At 61.6% G+C, this 13,345-nt stretch carries 13 protein-coding genes; 11 read left to right on the top strand and 2 right to left on the bottom strand.

Features of this window, described 5'->3' with window-relative positions; genetic code table 11:
* On the top strand, positions 1-295 hold a 295-nt coding region (locus BMY45_RS21770; protein WP_143071683.1), incomplete at its 5' end, for a transposase.
* Positions 296-419: 124 nt separating this feature from the next.
* On the opposite strand, the gene BMY45_RS21765 is transcribed toward BMY45_RS21770, so the two are convergent.
* Positions 420-2,045, bottom strand: coding sequence for a glucan biosynthesis protein D (locus BMY45_RS21765; RefSeq protein WP_092401336.1), 1,626 nt, complete (start codon positions 2,043-2,045; stop codon positions 420-422).
* Between the two features lie 365 nt (positions 2,046-2,410).
* Here BMY45_RS21765 and BMY45_RS21760 point away from each other — a divergent pair, with 365 nt between their 5' ends.
* Genes BMY45_RS21760 through BMY45_RS21750 form a run of 3 tightly spaced genes read left to right on the top strand, consistent with a single transcriptional unit; the run spans position 2,411 to position 3,326 of the window.
* Positions 2,411-2,596, top strand: a complete 186-nt coding sequence (locus BMY45_RS21760) for a hypothetical protein (RefSeq protein ID WP_092401333.1) — start codon at positions 2,411-2,413, stop codon at positions 2,594-2,596.
* 35 nt (positions 2,597-2,631) lie between these two features.
* Complete coding sequence (locus BMY45_RS21755; protein ID WP_189674082.1) at positions 2,632-2,925, top strand: AbrB/MazE/SpoVT family DNA-binding domain-containing protein; 294 nt, start codon at positions 2,632-2,634, stop codon at positions 2,923-2,925.
* A complete protein-coding gene (locus BMY45_RS21750) occupies positions 2,925-3,326 on the top strand; it encodes a type II toxin-antitoxin system VapC family toxin (protein ID WP_092401327.1) in 402 nt (133 codons plus the stop codon). Before BMY45_RS21755 ends, BMY45_RS21750 begins: the two co-directional genes overlap by 1 nt.
* Positions 3,327-3,382: 56 nt before the next feature.
* Here BMY45_RS21750 and BMY45_RS21745 read toward each other — a convergent pair whose 3' ends face one another.
* Positions 3,383-4,807, bottom strand: a complete 1,425-nt coding sequence (locus BMY45_RS21745) for a gamma-aminobutyraldehyde dehydrogenase (RefSeq protein ID WP_092401324.1) — start codon at positions 4,805-4,807, stop codon at positions 3,383-3,385.
* Between the two features lie 195 nt (positions 4,808-5,002).
* On the opposite strand from BMY45_RS21745, the gene BMY45_RS21740 reads away from it, so the two are divergent.
* From BMY45_RS21740 to BMY45_RS21710, 7 genes are all read left to right on the top strand, one after another.
* On the top strand, positions 5,003-5,716 hold the full coding sequence (locus BMY45_RS21740) for a tellurite resistance TerB family protein (RefSeq protein ID WP_092401321.1): 714 nt from the start codon (positions 5,003-5,005) through the stop codon (positions 5,714-5,716).
* A 262-nt stretch (positions 5,717-5,978) separates the two neighbouring features.
* On the top strand, positions 5,979-7,601 hold the full coding sequence (locus tag BMY45_RS21735; protein WP_092401318.1) for a methyl-accepting chemotaxis protein: 1,623 nt from the start codon (positions 5,979-5,981) through the stop codon (positions 7,599-7,601).
* Complete coding sequence (locus tag BMY45_RS21730) at positions 7,601-8,137, top strand: chemotaxis protein CheW (protein WP_092401315.1); 537 nt, start codon at positions 7,601-7,603, stop codon at positions 8,135-8,137. Before BMY45_RS21735 ends, BMY45_RS21730 begins: the two co-directional genes overlap by 1 nt.
* A complete protein-coding gene (locus tag BMY45_RS21725; protein ID WP_092401312.1) occupies positions 8,134-9,411 on the top strand; it encodes a CheR family methyltransferase in 1,278 nt (425 codons plus the stop codon). The genes BMY45_RS21730 and BMY45_RS21725 overlap by 4 nt, the downstream gene beginning before the upstream one ends.
* On the top strand, positions 9,408-10,079 hold the full coding sequence (locus tag BMY45_RS21720) for a chemotaxis protein CheW (RefSeq protein ID WP_092401309.1): 672 nt from the start codon (positions 9,408-9,410) through the stop codon (positions 10,077-10,079). Before BMY45_RS21725 ends, BMY45_RS21720 begins: the two co-directional genes overlap by 4 nt.
* Positions 10,076-12,337 carry a hybrid sensor histidine kinase/response regulator gene (locus BMY45_RS21715; protein WP_092401306.1) on the top strand — a complete coding sequence of 754 codons (2,262 nt, stop codon included), beginning with the start codon at positions 10,076-10,078 and terminating at the stop codon, positions 12,335-12,337. Before BMY45_RS21720 ends, BMY45_RS21715 begins: the two co-directional genes overlap by 4 nt.
* The gene (locus BMY45_RS21710; protein WP_092401304.1) at positions 12,334-13,344 is read left to right on the top strand and encodes a chemotaxis response regulator protein-glutamate methylesterase; all 1,011 of its coding nucleotides are present in this window, start codon (positions 12,334-12,336) and stop codon (positions 13,342-13,344) included. Before BMY45_RS21715 ends, BMY45_RS21710 begins: the two co-directional genes overlap by 4 nt.
* The last annotated feature ends 1 nt before the right edge of the window (position 13,345 follow it).

The following is a 13,345-nucleotide window of genomic DNA, read 5'->3' as shown; positions in this document are numbered from 1 at the left end:
CAGAAACGCAGATGCTTTCATTGCCTTCTTGGGAATGGATTTGCGAGTGTCGAAATCAGGACAAAAAGACGGTCGCCGCAGCTTGAGTAAACGAGGCGACCCGGAAGTACGCCGGCTTTTGCACAATGCCGCCATGTCGGCTAGTCGCACATCTGCTTGGAAAGGCTTCTATGAAAAGCAAAGAGCTCGCGGTTTCACTACCACTCAGGCGTTGGTAATGCTGGCTCGCAAGCTTGCCCGGATCGTATTCGCTCTGCTGAAAGGGCAAAGCGAATACCAACCAAAAGCGGCTTGAGGGCTTCCCCTCAACCATAGAATCTCCCACAGTGGATTGGTGTTGTTCACAGAACTTGTGATCCACACCCTACCCTGTGGGAGCGGGCTTGCTCGCGAAGACGTCATCCCTGACGCTACCAAACTTAGGGATACTTACGCTTATCCGGCGCCGGCGGGAAGTACTGGTACAGCCAGGTCTCGCTCAAGGTCCGGTCCTGGGTGCGCAGGAACAGGCGCATCTCCACCGGGTCCACGCGGTCGTCGGTCGGGTACCAGTCGAAGGTGATGCGGTAACCCTTGATCGCGTCCAGCACCAGCACGTTGAAGTCCTTCACCTCGCCGTGGGAGCAGGTCACGACCGGTTCGATACCGGTGCCGGGGGGAAGCTGGTCGAGACCGCCGCCGTTGAAGTCCACGGCAAAGCGTCGCGCCCAGACGGTGGGGTAGTGCTCGCCCGGTGCCCAGCCTTCGATGAAACCGCCCATGCCTGAACGGGTCGCGTTGACCTGGGCCAGCTCGGTGCTCACCGGTGGCAAGGCGCTCCAGTAGAGCTTGTAGCCGTAGTTCAACGACTCGCCGGCAGCGACCGGCTTTTTCGGCGTCCAGAATGCGACGATGTTGTCCAGGGTTTCACCGGTGGTAGGAATCTCCAGCAGATCCACCGAGCCTTCGCCCCAGGCCGTTGTCGGTTCGACCCACAGGCTTGGGCGCTTGCTGTACCAGTCCACGGTGTCCTGGTAGCTGGCGAAGTCGTGGTCGGTCTGCACCAGGCCGAAGCCTTTGGGGTTGTTGTCGGCGAAGGCGTTGAACTGCAGGGTGGCGGGGTTGTTCAGCGGGCGACAGACCCATTCGCCATTGCCGCGCCACATCGCCAGGCGGTCGGAATCGTGAATTTGCGGGTGGATGGTGTCGCACATGCGCCGCTCAACCGTGCCGCAGCTGAACATGCTGGTCATCGGTGCGATGCCCAGTTGCTCGATGGCGGTACGCGCATTGATGTGCGCATCGATCTCCATCACGACACGGGTGGGCTGGCAATCGATGTCAAAGCGATAGGCACCGGTGGCGCTGGGGGAGTCGAGCAGGGCGTAGACCACGAAACGGGTGCTGTTCTTGTCCGGGATTTCGAACCAGAACTTGGTGAAGTCCGGAAACTCCTCACGCTTCTTGGCGTACGTGTCGATGGCCAGGCCCCGGGCCGACAACCCGTACTGGCCGGTGTTGTCCACGGCGCGGAAATAACTGGCCCCCAGAAACGAAACGATATCGTGCCGGTCCAGCTCCGGCGCCTTGAACACCCTGAAGCCTGAGAAGCCCAGATCACCGGTCAGTTGCGAAGTGTTGACCGTGGTTTTCTCATAGTTGAACAACTCCGGGCGGAAGTGCACTTCACGGGCCATGCGGGTCTTGGCGTCGACACTGTACATGCGCACCGGTTGCTTGAAGCCCATGCCGACGTGGAAAAACTGCACGTCCAGCTGACCGTCCAGCTCATTCCATAGCGAGTGGTTGGCGTCATAGCGGATGGCGTTGAATTGCAACGGGGACATCATCGCCAGTGTCGGCGGCAAGACTTGCTTGGTGTCGACGTAACGGCTCTTGGCCAGTTCGCGGGCCTGTTCTTTCAAACCATTGAAATCGAAAGGACGTGCCTCGCCGTCGGCGGTCCGGTCAGCAGCCCAGGCGCGTGCGGCCATGAGTCCTGAGGCCGAAAGCCCGGTGTAGGCAGCGAAAGCCATGGAGGCCTTGAGCAGATTCCTGCGGTGCATAAATACAACCTTTCTGGAGACAATCCCGAGCCTTTCCTGGCAACAGAGACTGGTAAAGAAGTTCGGACATGCCTTTGGCCAAACGCGACAGACGTTAGAACAGATGCCTGAGAGCTGGATCGGTTCACCGAGGCGCAAAATCATAGGGGATACGCAGGTCGGGCGAGAGAAGAAAGCGTGATTTGGTTAAATTTCCTTACAGATATTTCCTTTTTTATCGGCTAACTCTGCTTTTTTTGACTAATTACTCTAAAACTCTCTTTCCACGGCGTGAATCATCCCTATCCTTTAGCGTGATAGACGTTGAACCGCGGATTCAGCAGGCGTTATCAGGTCAATTCGACGTACCAGAAGGACATGGCTCAATGACAAAAATACAGGGCATCACCCAATTGCTGGGGATCCTTCCATGCTTGACGAACGCGCGCAGGACACGGCCGCTCAGCATGGACGAATTAAGGCTGGTGGAACGCTATCGGGAGCTGTCGGAAAACGACCGGATCGCCATGCGTTGCCTGATGGATGCAATGCGCAGTGTTTCGAGGTTTTGAATAGTTGCGGATCAGCGGCGGTTGCACCCCCAGGCATGAAGTATTACTTTTCAGGCAAAGGTAATACTTCAAAGGAGAACATTGTGTCGACAACGATGACGAGCAAGGGGCAGGTCACCATTCCTAAGCCAATTCGCGATGCGCTGCATTTGATTCCGGGTTGTGCAATCGAGTTTAGTGTCAACGCGCAGGGTGAGGTGGTGCTCCATGCCGGTAAACCCCAAGCAGCGAAGAAAACAGTCCATGATCGTTTCGAGGCTGCCCGTGGTAAGGCGGATATCAAATGGCGCACGGATGAGCTGATGGCGCTCTTGCGTGGTGAAGATTAATGATACTGGTCGACACCAACGTTTTGATTGATGTCCTGGAAAACGATCCCGTTTGGGCTGATTGGTCTATCCAGCAACTGCGGGCCCAATCGCAAGCCCATGACCTTGTCATCAACCCGATTATCTATGCCGAACTGTCTCAGACTTTTTCCACCTTTGAAGCGTTGGATGAGGTTGTTGCTGAGCTCGGGCTGCTGATGCAGGAAGTACCTCGACCGGCATTGTTCCTCGCAGGGAAGGCTTTTGTGCGTTACCGAAAGGTAGGGGGCGGAAAAAATAACGTGTTGGCCGATTTTTTTATCGGCGCCCATGCTGCTGTGAATGGCCTGCCCTTGCTCACCCGCGATGCCAAACGTTACCGAAGCTATTTTCCTTCAGTGGCGTTGCTAGTGCCGTCATGACACTTGAACCGCCACGACCAGACTCTGCCGTCCGGCCATGGTAGTCGTTCTTTGGCTCAATGCTTGAACATCACATGCCGCACCACCGTGTAGTCCTCCAGCCCATACATCGACATGTCCTTGCCATAACCAGAACGTTTCTGACCGCCATGGGGCATTTCGCTGACAAGCATGAAGTGGGTATTGACCCAGGTGCAGCCATATTGCAGGCGTGCCGCGAGGCGATGGGCGCGGCCGATGTCGGCGGTCCAGACTGAAGACGCCAGGCCGTAGTCCGAGTCGTTGGCCCAGGCCAGCACCTGCGCTTCGTCGATGAACGGCGTGACGGACACCACCGGCCCGAAAACCTCGCGGCGCACGATTTCGTCGTCCTGCTGGGCGTCGGCCAACACCGTTGGTTCAAAGAAGAATCCGTTGCCGTCCACGGCCTTGCCACCGGTAATCAGGCGAATATGCGATTGGGCGATGGCCCGTTCGACAAAGCCGGCCACGCGGTCGCGGTGCTGGGCAGTGATCAGCGGACCCATCTCGGTGTCCGGGGCGGTTTGCAGGCCGTACTTGATGCTGGCCACCGCCGCGCCGAGTTTCTCGACGAACCGGTCATAGATGCCTTGTTGGGCATAAATACGGCAGGCAGCGGTGCAATCCTGGCCGGCATTGTAGAAACCGAAGGTGCGGATGCCTTCTACGGCCGCGTCGATGTCGGCATCGTCGAAAATGATCACCGGGGCCTTGCCGCCCAGTTCCATGTGAGTGCGTTTGACGCTGTCGGCCGTGCTGGAAATGATGTTCGCGCCCGTGGCGATGGAGCCGGTCAGTGACACCATGCGCACTTTTGCGTGGGTGACCAACGGTTGGCCGACGGTCTGCCCACGCCCGAACACCACGTTCAGTACGCCAGCGGGGAAAATATCCGACGCCAGTTCCGCCAGGCGCAACGCTGTCAGCGGGGTCTGCTCCGAGGGTTTGAGCACCACGGTATTACCGGCGGCCAGGGCCGGGGCGATTTTCCAGGCGACCATCATCAGCGGGTAATTCCACGGCGCGATGGAGGCGATCACGCCCACCGGGTCGCGGCGGGTCATCGACGTGTGCCCCGGCAGGTATTCGCCTCCTGCCGAGCCGCTCATGCACCGGCTGGCGCCGGCAAAGAAACGGAACACGTCGGCAATGGCCGGAATCTCGTCGTTGAGCACGGCGTTCAAGGGCTTGCCGCAGTTGTCCGATTCCAGCTTCGCCAGTTCTTCACCGTGGGCTTCGATGGCATCGGCCAGCCTGAGCAGCAGCACAGACCTATCCTTGGGCGGAACCTGAGACCAGTTTTCGAAGGCATTGTCGGCCGCGCGCACGGCGGCATCGACCTGGGCTTCGCTGGCTTCGTTGATTTCCACCAGCACCCGCCCCAGCGCGGGGTTGAACACGGCTTGGCCGGGCCCGTCGCCGTTCACCAGTTGGCCATTGATCAGCAGTTTGGTTTGCATGTCCAATCCCTCGTCAAAGCTGTTTTGCGGCGGTTTTTCAGTTGATTCGAGTCTATATCGTTTTATCGGGTTCGCCGCAGCCACATGAAAATCGGCAAGCAACATCTCGAAGCACTCTCACCGACAGGCGCGGGCACTTTCGAACTAGGCTGATTGCCTTAATGATCCGGTTACCCGAATGCGTGGAGGCAGCAAATGAACACCCGTGGATTGCTCGATCAGCTTCTCAAGTCCGGTCAGGAAATGTTGCAGAACAAGGCTGGCGGTGCCCAAGGCAAGTCATCCGGCGGCCTGGGCGGTTTGCTCGGCGGTGGTGCTGGCAATTTGGGCGGGATGCTCTCCGGCGCGGGTGGCGGGGCGCTGGCCGCTGGCGCCATGGGCCTGTTGCTGGGCAACAAGAAGGCTCGCCAGTTTGGCGGCAAGGCCCTGACCTACGGTGGTCTGGCGGCATTGGGCGTGATTGCCTACAAGGCCTATGGCAATTGGCAAGCCCAGCAGGGCAGTGCGCCGAAAACTGAACCGCAGACGCTGGATCGTCTCCCCCCGGCCCAGGTTGAGCAGCACAGCCAGGCAATCCTCACGGCCCTGGTGGCCGCCGCCAAGGCCGATGGCCACGTCGACGAGCGTGAAAAGCAGTTGATCGAAGGCGAATTCACCAAGCTCGACAACGATCAGGAACTGCAACACTGGCTGCACGCCGAGCTCAACAAACCCCTGGACCCCACCGACGTCGCCCGGGCCGCCAGCACGCCGGAAATGGCCGCCGAGATGTACATCGCCAGCGTGATGCTGGTGGATGAGGAAAACTTCATGGAGAAATCCTACCTCGATGAACTGGCGCGTCAGCTCAAACTGGAGCCGGGCTTGAAGACCGAGCTGGAGAAGCAGGTACGTCAGGCGTCTCTTTGAGTCAGGCCTGACCCCAGGGGAACCATCCTCCCTTGTGGGAGCGAGCCTGCTCGCGATAGCGGTATGTCAGTCGACACTATTATTGACTGATGCACCGCAATCGCGAGCAGGCTCGCTCCCACACAGCTTTTGCATCGACTGCCGTATCGATTGAGCTGTTTGAACAATTGGGCGAATCGCCAAACTCTTCCCACACCGCCATACAGACGCCACACCGCCCTCGGCTATACTCCCCAGCATTTCAAATGCCTGAGGTTTCTCTGTGAAGAACTGGACGTTGCGCCAACGCATCCTGGCGAGTTTTGCGGTGATCATCGCCATCATGCTGCTGATGGTGGTCGTCACGTATTCGCGGTTGTTGAAGATCGAGGCCAGTGAAGAAAAAGTGCGCGTCTACGCGGTGCCGGGGGTGTATTACAGTTCCATGATTCGCGGTGGCTGGGTCGACAGCTACGTCAAGACCCAGCAGATCGTCGGCCTCTCGGGACAGCGGGAAATCACTGCCGAGAACAAGGCGCTCTACCAGGGTTACGAGCAGCATCTGCGCGAGGAAATCCAGCACTATCAAAAGCTGATCCAGGACCCTGCCGACCAAGTCTCCTTCGACGAGTTCGAGGTCAATCATCAGGACTTCAACAAGGCCCTGGCGAAGGTTCTGGACCTGTATGAACGCAAGGATTATGACGGGGCACAGCTGGCGCTGGAGAAGGAGCTGACCCCGGCATGGCTCGACGGTCGCGGGCATTTGAACCAGATCATCGAACGCAACCGGGAGCTGGCGGAAAAAGCTGCCCTGACCATCAGTCAGTCGGTGAGCGCCGCTGAGGTTGCCATGGGGTTGTCGTTTCTCGTGGCGGTGCTCATTGCCATGCTCTGCGGCCTGTTGTTGATGCGTGCGATCATGGCGCCGATGAATCGCATTGTGGAAATCCTCGGCGTCATGCGCAGCGGCGACCTGAGCGGACGCCTGAACCTGGCGCGCAAAGACGAGTTCGGGGCCGTGGAAACCGGCTTCAACGACATGATGGCCGAGCTGACCTCGCTGGTCTCCCAGGCCCAGCGTTCTTCGGTGCAGGTCACCACATCGGTGACCGAGATCGCTGCCACTTCCCGCGAGCAACAGGCCACCGCCACGGAAACCGCCGCTACCACGACGGAGATCGGCGCGACCTCTCGAGAAATCGCCGCCACGTCCCGGGATCTGGTGCGCACCATGACCGAAGTTTCCAGTGCTGCCGATCAGGCTTCGGTGGCCGCCGGTTCCGGCCAGCAAGGCCTGGCGCGCATGGAAGAAACCATGCACTCGGTGATGGGCGCCGCGGATCTGGTGAATGCCAAGTTGGCGATCCTCAACGAGAAGGCCGGCAACATCAACCAGGTGGTGGTGACCATCGTCAAGGTGGCCGACCAGACCAACCTGTTGTCCCTCAATGCCGCCATCGAGGCCGAGAAGGCGGGTGAGTACGGTCGCGGTTTTGCCGTGGTCGCCACTGAGGTGCGGCGCCTGGCGGATCAGACGGCCGTGGCAACCTACGACATCGAGCAGATGGTGCGCGAAATCCAGTCCGCCGTATCCGCTGGCGTGATGGGCATGGACAAGTTCTCCGAAGAAGTGCGCCGTGGCATGGCCGAGGTGCAGCAGATCGGCGAGCAACTGTCGCAGATCATCCATCAGGTGCAGGCGCTGGCGCCGCGGGTGTTGATGGTCAACGAAGGCATGCAAGCCCAGGCCACCGGCGCTGAGCAGATCAACCACGCCCTGGTGCAACTGGGCGATGCCAGCAGTCAGACGGTGGAGTCGCTGCGCCAGGCCAGTTCCGCCATCGATGAACTGAGCCAGGTGGCCGTGGGGCTGCGCAGCGGCGTCTCGCGTTTCAAAGTCTGATGAGCGAGTTCGAGGCCAGACGTGGCGCCGTGCCGGCGGCCCGTCAGTCGTTGTTCCTGGTGTTTTGCATCGGCAACGAACGCTACGCCCTGCAAGCCATCGATGTGGTGGAAGTGCTGCCGCGCCTGCCCCTCAAGCCGATTGCCCGGGCACCGTCCTGGGTGGCGGGCGTGTTTGCCTGGCGCGGCGCGGTGGTGCCCGTGATCGATCTGTGCTGGCTGACCTTCGGTCAGAGCGCCCAGGCGCGTACCAGTACGCGGCTGGTGCTGGTGCATTACCGCCCCGACGCGCAGCAGGCGGGGCAGGTTCTGGGGCTGATTCTGGAACAAGCCACCGACACCCTGCGTTGCGATCCGGCGGATTTCCGACCCTATGGCTTGGATAATCCACAGGCGCCGTACCTGGGGCCGGTGCGCGAAGACGCGCAAGGCCTGTTGCAATGGGTGCGGGTCAATGACCTGCTCGACGAGTCGGTCCGTGCCGTGCTGTTTCCCACGCCGCCCTTGAGCTTCGATGACATCGAGGGTCGGCCATGAGCAACGACCAGCGGTTTTTCGATTTTCTCAAGGAGCGCATCGGCCTGGATGTCACCTCCGTTGGCACCGCCATCATTGAGCGGGCCGTGCGCCAGCGCATCATTGCCGTGCCTGGGCGAGCCGCAGATGAGTACTGGCAGTGCCTGCAACATTCGGCCCAGGAGCAACAGGCGCTGATCGAAGCGGTGATTGTCCCGGAGACTTGGTTCTTCCGTTATCCCGAGTCCTTCGCCACCCTCGCCAGGCTGGCCATCAAGCGCTTGGCCGAGATCAAGCACCTGCGCGCGCTGCGCATTCTCAGCTTGCCGTGCTCCACCGGCGAAGAGCCTTACTCCATTGCCATGGCCTTGCTCGACGCGGGCCTGGGGCCGCATCAGTTCAAGGTGGACGCGCTGGACGTCAGTCCGCTGTCGATAGAGCGTGCCAGGCAAGCGCGTTATGGCAGAAACTCTTTCCGTGGCGCCGACCTTGGTTTTCGCGAGCGACATTTCAACGCCGAGGCAGAGGGTTATCGCCTCAGCGAGCGGGTGAGTGAACAGGTACGTCTGCAAGTGGGCAACCTGCTGGATCCGACCTTGCTGGTGAATGAGGCCCCTTACGACTTTGTGTTCTGCCGCAACCTGCTGATCTATTTCGACCAGCCAACCCAGCAGCAGGTGTTCGAGGTGCTCAAGCGCCTGACCCACCAGGACGGCGTGCTGTTTATTGGTCCCGCCGAGGGCAGTTTGCTGGGGCGGTTGGGCATGCGTTCGATCGGGATTGCCCAGTCTTTCGCTTTCAGTCGCCAAGGCGCCCCGGAGCCACAACCGCTCTCCGCGTTGATGTCGACTCCGCTGCCGGCCCCGCTGCCGCTTGGTCAGGTCGCGTCTCGCGTCATCCCTCCAGTGGTCCGGCCCCGGCCGTTCGCAGCAAGGGTAACCCCGATCACTGAGCCGAAAAACAGCGACGCCGCTACCTTGCTGGCCAATATCGCCGCGCTGGCCAATGCTGGCAAAAGCGCCGAAGCCCGTGCTGCCTGCCAGCAATACTTGAGCAGTCATGCGCCGGCGGCCCAAGTGTTCTACTGGCTGGGACTGCTCAGTGACATGGCCGGTAGCGCACTGGAGGCCCAGGGTTTTTATCGCAAGGCGCTCTATCTTGAACCGCAACACGCCGAGGCCCTGGTGCATCTGGCGGCGCTGCTGGCTTCCCAGGGAGACGCGGCCGGTGCCCGTCGATTGCAGGACCGCGCCGCTCGTAGCGGGCGCATGGCTGACAGTGAGCGTAAACAATGAGTGGTTCGGCTAATGACAAACTGACCCATGACGATGCCCAGGCCATCGACGACTGCTGGAATCGCATCGGGGTGCATGGCGATAAATCCTGTCCATTGCTGGCCGAGCATATTCACTGCCGCAACTGCTCGGTGTATTCGGCGGCGGCCACCCGCTTGCTCGACCGCTACACTTTGCAGCGCGACGACCGGGATCTGACCCTCGTGCCGCTGGACAGCGATATCGTCACCCGATCGCTGTTGATGTTCCGACTGGGCGAAGAGTGGCTGGGCCTGACCACCCGCAGTCTGGTGGAAGTGGCGCCGTTGCAGCCGATTCATTCGCTGCCCCACCAGCGTTCGCGGGCCTTGTTGGGCGTGGCGAATGTGCGCGGGGCCCTGGTGGCCTGCCTCTCGCTGGTGGACCTTTTGGACCTGGAGCCCGGCGGGGCGGTGGTTGCCGGTGCACGGGTCATGCCGCGCATGTTGATCGTCGCGGCCCAGGGCGGTCCGGTGGTGGTGCCGGTGGACGAGGTGGACGGCATTCACGCCATCGATGAACGCGTCCTGAGTGCAGCCTCGCAATCGGCGGCCAAGTACACCCGTGGCGTATTGAAGTTCAAGGGCCGCAGCCTGCGCTGGCTGGACGAAGAACAGTTGTTGTCCGCCATGACCCGGAGCCTGTCATGACCCCTGATCAAATGCGTGACGCCTCGTTGCTGGAGTTGTTCAGCCTGGAAGCCGAAGCCCAGACTCAGGTGCTCAGCGCCGGCCTGCTGGCCCTGGAACGCGACCCGACCCAGGCCGATTATCTTGAGTCGTGCATGCGCGCGGCTCATTCCCTCAAGGGCGCGGCGCGGATCGTTGGGGTGAACGCCGGGGTCAGCGTGGCGCATGTCATGGAGGATTGCCTGGTCAGCGCCCAGGAGCGCCGCCTGGTCCTGCGCGCCGAGCATATCGATGCCTTGCTGCAAGGCACCGACCTGTTGACGCGAATTGCCACGCCTGGCAACAGCATCGCGGCCCAGGACGTCGATACATATGTGGCGTTGATGGGGCAACTGCTCGATCCCGCCGCTGCGCAGACGCCTGTCGTGCCACCGCGAATCGAGATGCAAGCCGAGGCCTTACGCGTTGAGCCGGCCGAGGCAGAACCGCTGGCGTCAACGGAAGCGGTCCCCAAGGGGAAACGGGTCACCGAAGGGGGCGAGCGGGTGTTGCGGGTCACCGCCGAGCGCCTCAATAGCCTGTTGGACCTGTCCAGTAAATCCTTGGTGGAAACCCAGCGCCTCAAGCCCTGGCTGGCGACGATGCAACGGCTCAAACGCCAGCAGAGCAACGGCTTGCGGGCCTTGGAAGAGCTGAATGTGCACCTCAAGGAGCACGCGTTGAGCTTGCAGGCCGAGGAAGCGCTCAACGACGCCCGCCGTTTGCTGGCCGAAACCCAGCAACTGTTGGCGCAGAAAACCGCAGAGATGGATGAGTTCGCCTGGCAGGCCGGTCAGCGAGCACAGGTGTTGTACGACACGGCGCTGGCCTGTCGCATGCGACCGTTTGCCGATGTGTTATCCGGCCAGGCCCGCATGGTCCGAGACCTGGGCCGCAGCCTGGGCAAGCAGGTGCGCCTGGAGATTGAGGGCGATAAAACCCAGGTCGACCGCGACGTGCTGGAAAGGCTCGAAGCACCGCTGACCCATCTGCTGCGCAACGCCGTGGACCATGGCATCGAATCCCCGGAGCAACGGGTGCTCGCCGGCAAGCCCGCCGAAGGTTTGATCCGCTTGCGCGCGTCCCATCAGGCGGGCCTGCTGGTGCTGGAACTGGCGGACGACGGCGCCGGTGTGGACCTGGAGCGGGTGCGGCGCAGCGTCGTCGAACGAGGGCTTTCCCCTGAGCAGACCGCCGCCAACTTGAGCGAAGAGGAACTGCTGACGTTCCTGTTCCTGCCCGGCTTCAGCCTGCGCGACACCGTCACTGAAGTGTCCGGGCGCGGCGTCGGCCTGGACGCCGTCCAGCATATGGTCCGGCAACTGCGCGGCGCGGTGGTGTTGGAGCAGACAGCGGGTGAGGGCAGCCGCTTCCATCTCGAGGTGCCGCTGACACTCTCGGTGGTGCGCAGTCTGGTGGTGGAAGTCGGCGGTGAAGCCTACGCCTTTCCCCTGGCTCACATCGAGCGCATGTGCGACCTCGCTCCTGAGGACATTGTGCAGGTCGAAGGGCGCCAGCACTTCTGGCACGAAGGGCGGCATGTCGGACTGGTCGCGGCCAGTCAGTTGCTCAATCGCCCGGCATCACAGAACAACAACCAGGCGCTCAAGGTCGTGGTGATCCGTGAGCGCGAGGCAATCTACGGGGTGGCGGTCGAACGCTTCATTGGCGAGCGCACGCTGGTGGTCCTGCCCCTGGACGAACGCCTGGGCAAGATCCAGGACATCTCCGCCGGGGCCTTGCTGGACGATGGTTCGGTGGTGCTGATCGTCGATGTCGAAGACCTGCTGCGCTCGGTGGACAAGTTGCTCGACACCGGGCGCCTGGAACGCATCGCCCGCCAGAACCAGACGCAGACACCGCGTAAGCGGATCCTGGTGGTGGACGACTCCCTGACCGTGCGCGAGCTGCAACGCAAGCTGTTGCTCAATCGCGGCTATGACGTGGCGGTGGCCGTGGACGGCATGGACGGCTGGAACGCGCTGCGAGCGGAGGATTTCGACCTGCTGATCACCGACATCGACATGCCGCGCATGGACGGCATCGAGTTGGTGTCGCTGTTGCGGCGCGATAACCGTCTGCAGTCGCTGCCGGTGATGGTGGTGTCCTACAAGGATCGTGAAGAAGATCGTCGCCGTGGCCTGGACGCCGGCGCTGACTATTATCTAGCCAAGGCCAGTTTCCATGACGACGCCCTGCTCGATGCCGTCGTCGAATTGATCGGAGGAGCACGCGCTTGAAGATCGCCATCGTCAATGACATGCCCCTGGCGGTCGAAGCCCTACGCCGTGCCCTGGCCTTCGAGCCGGCGCACCAGTTGGTCTGGGTGGCCGCCAACGGTGCCGAGGCGGTCCAGCGTTGCGCCGAATACACCCCGGACCTGATTCTGATGGACCTGCTCATGCCCATCATGGATGGCGTGGAGGCGACCCGGCGAATCATGGCCGAAACCCCGTGCGCCATTGTGATTGTCACCGGTGACAGCCAGCAGAACGTTCACCGGGTGTTCGAAGCCATGGGGTATGGCGCGCTGGATGTGGTTGATACCCCCACCTTGGGGGTCGGCAACCCCGCGGACGCGGCGGCACCGCTGTTGCGCAAGATCACCAACATCGGCTGGCTGATCGGTGAGCGCAATCACCGTGAACGCGCGGCACCGGCTGCGCAGCGTGTTTCGTTGTCACGCAACAGCCTGGTTGCCATCGGATCGTCGGCGGGTGGGCCGGCGGCGCTGGAGATCCTGCTCAAGGGCCTGCCACGGCATTTCGCCCCGGCCATTGTGCTGGTCCAGCATGTGGACGAGGTGTTTGCCGCAGGCATGGCGCAATGGCTCAGTAGTGCGTCAGGCCACAAAGTCCGCCTGGCCCGGCACGGCGAGCCGCCGCAAAGCGGTACGGTGCTGCTGGCCGGCACCAACCACCATTTGCGCCTGTTGAAAAACGGCACCCTGGCCTACACCGCCGAGCCGGTCAACGAGATCTACCGACCCTCCATCGACGTGTTTTTCGAGAGCGTCGCCCACTTCTGGAATGGTGACGCGGTGGGCGTGTTGCTCACGGGCATGGGCCGCGACGGCGCCCAAGGGCTTAAACTCATGCGCCAGCAGGGCTATCTGACCATCGCCCAGGACCAGCAGAGCAGCGCGGTGTACGGCATGCCCAAAGCGGCTGCGGCCATCGACGCGGCTGCGCAGATTCTTGCGCTGGACCAGATAGCGCCACGGTTGGCGGAGATTTTTACCCCATGAA

Source organism: Pseudomonas sp. NFACC39-1 (genome assembly GCF_900110355.1).
GTDB lineage: Bacteria > Pseudomonadota > Gammaproteobacteria > Pseudomonadales > Pseudomonadaceae > Aquipseudomonas > Aquipseudomonas tehranensis.
The sequence above is the reverse complement of the archived record's forward strand: the minus strand, read 5'-3'. Positions and strand labels throughout refer to the sequence as shown.

Excerpts from the sequence above, each read along its gene's own strand:
- BMY45_RS21755 (WP_189674082.1), top strand. The coding sequence starts at position 2,632 with ATGAAGTATTACTTTTCAGGCAAAGGTAATACTTCAAAGGAGAACATT.
- BMY45_RS21740 (WP_092401321.1), top strand. The coding sequence starts at position 5,003 with ATGAACACCCGTGGATTGCTCGATCAGCTTCTCAAGTCCGGTCAGGAA.
- BMY45_RS21730 (WP_092401315.1), top strand. The coding sequence starts at position 7,601 with ATGAGCGAGTTCGAGGCCAGACGTGGCGCCGTGCCGGCGGCCCGTCAG.
- BMY45_RS21750 (WP_092401327.1), top strand. The coding sequence starts at position 2,925 with ATGATACTGGTCGACACCAACGTTTTGATTGATGTCCTGGAAAACGAT.
- BMY45_RS21720 (WP_092401309.1), top strand. The coding sequence starts at position 9,408 with ATGAGTGGTTCGGCTAATGACAAACTGACCCATGACGATGCCCAGGCC.
- BMY45_RS21715 (WP_092401306.1), top strand. The coding sequence starts at position 10,076 with ATGACCCCTGATCAAATGCGTGACGCCTCGTTGCTGGAGTTGTTCAGC.
- BMY45_RS21765 (WP_092401336.1), bottom strand. The coding sequence starts at position 2,045 with ATGCACCGCAGGAATCTGCTCAAGGCCTCCATGGCTTTCGCTGCCTAC.
- BMY45_RS21760 (WP_092401333.1), top strand. The coding sequence starts at position 2,411 with ATGACAAAAATACAGGGCATCACCCAATTGCTGGGGATCCTTCCATGC.
- BMY45_RS21725 (WP_092401312.1), top strand. The coding sequence starts at position 8,134 with ATGAGCAACGACCAGCGGTTTTTCGATTTTCTCAAGGAGCGCATCGGC.
- BMY45_RS21745 (WP_092401324.1), bottom strand. The coding sequence starts at position 4,807 with ATGCAAACCAAACTGCTGATCAATGGCCAACTGGTGAACGGCGACGGG.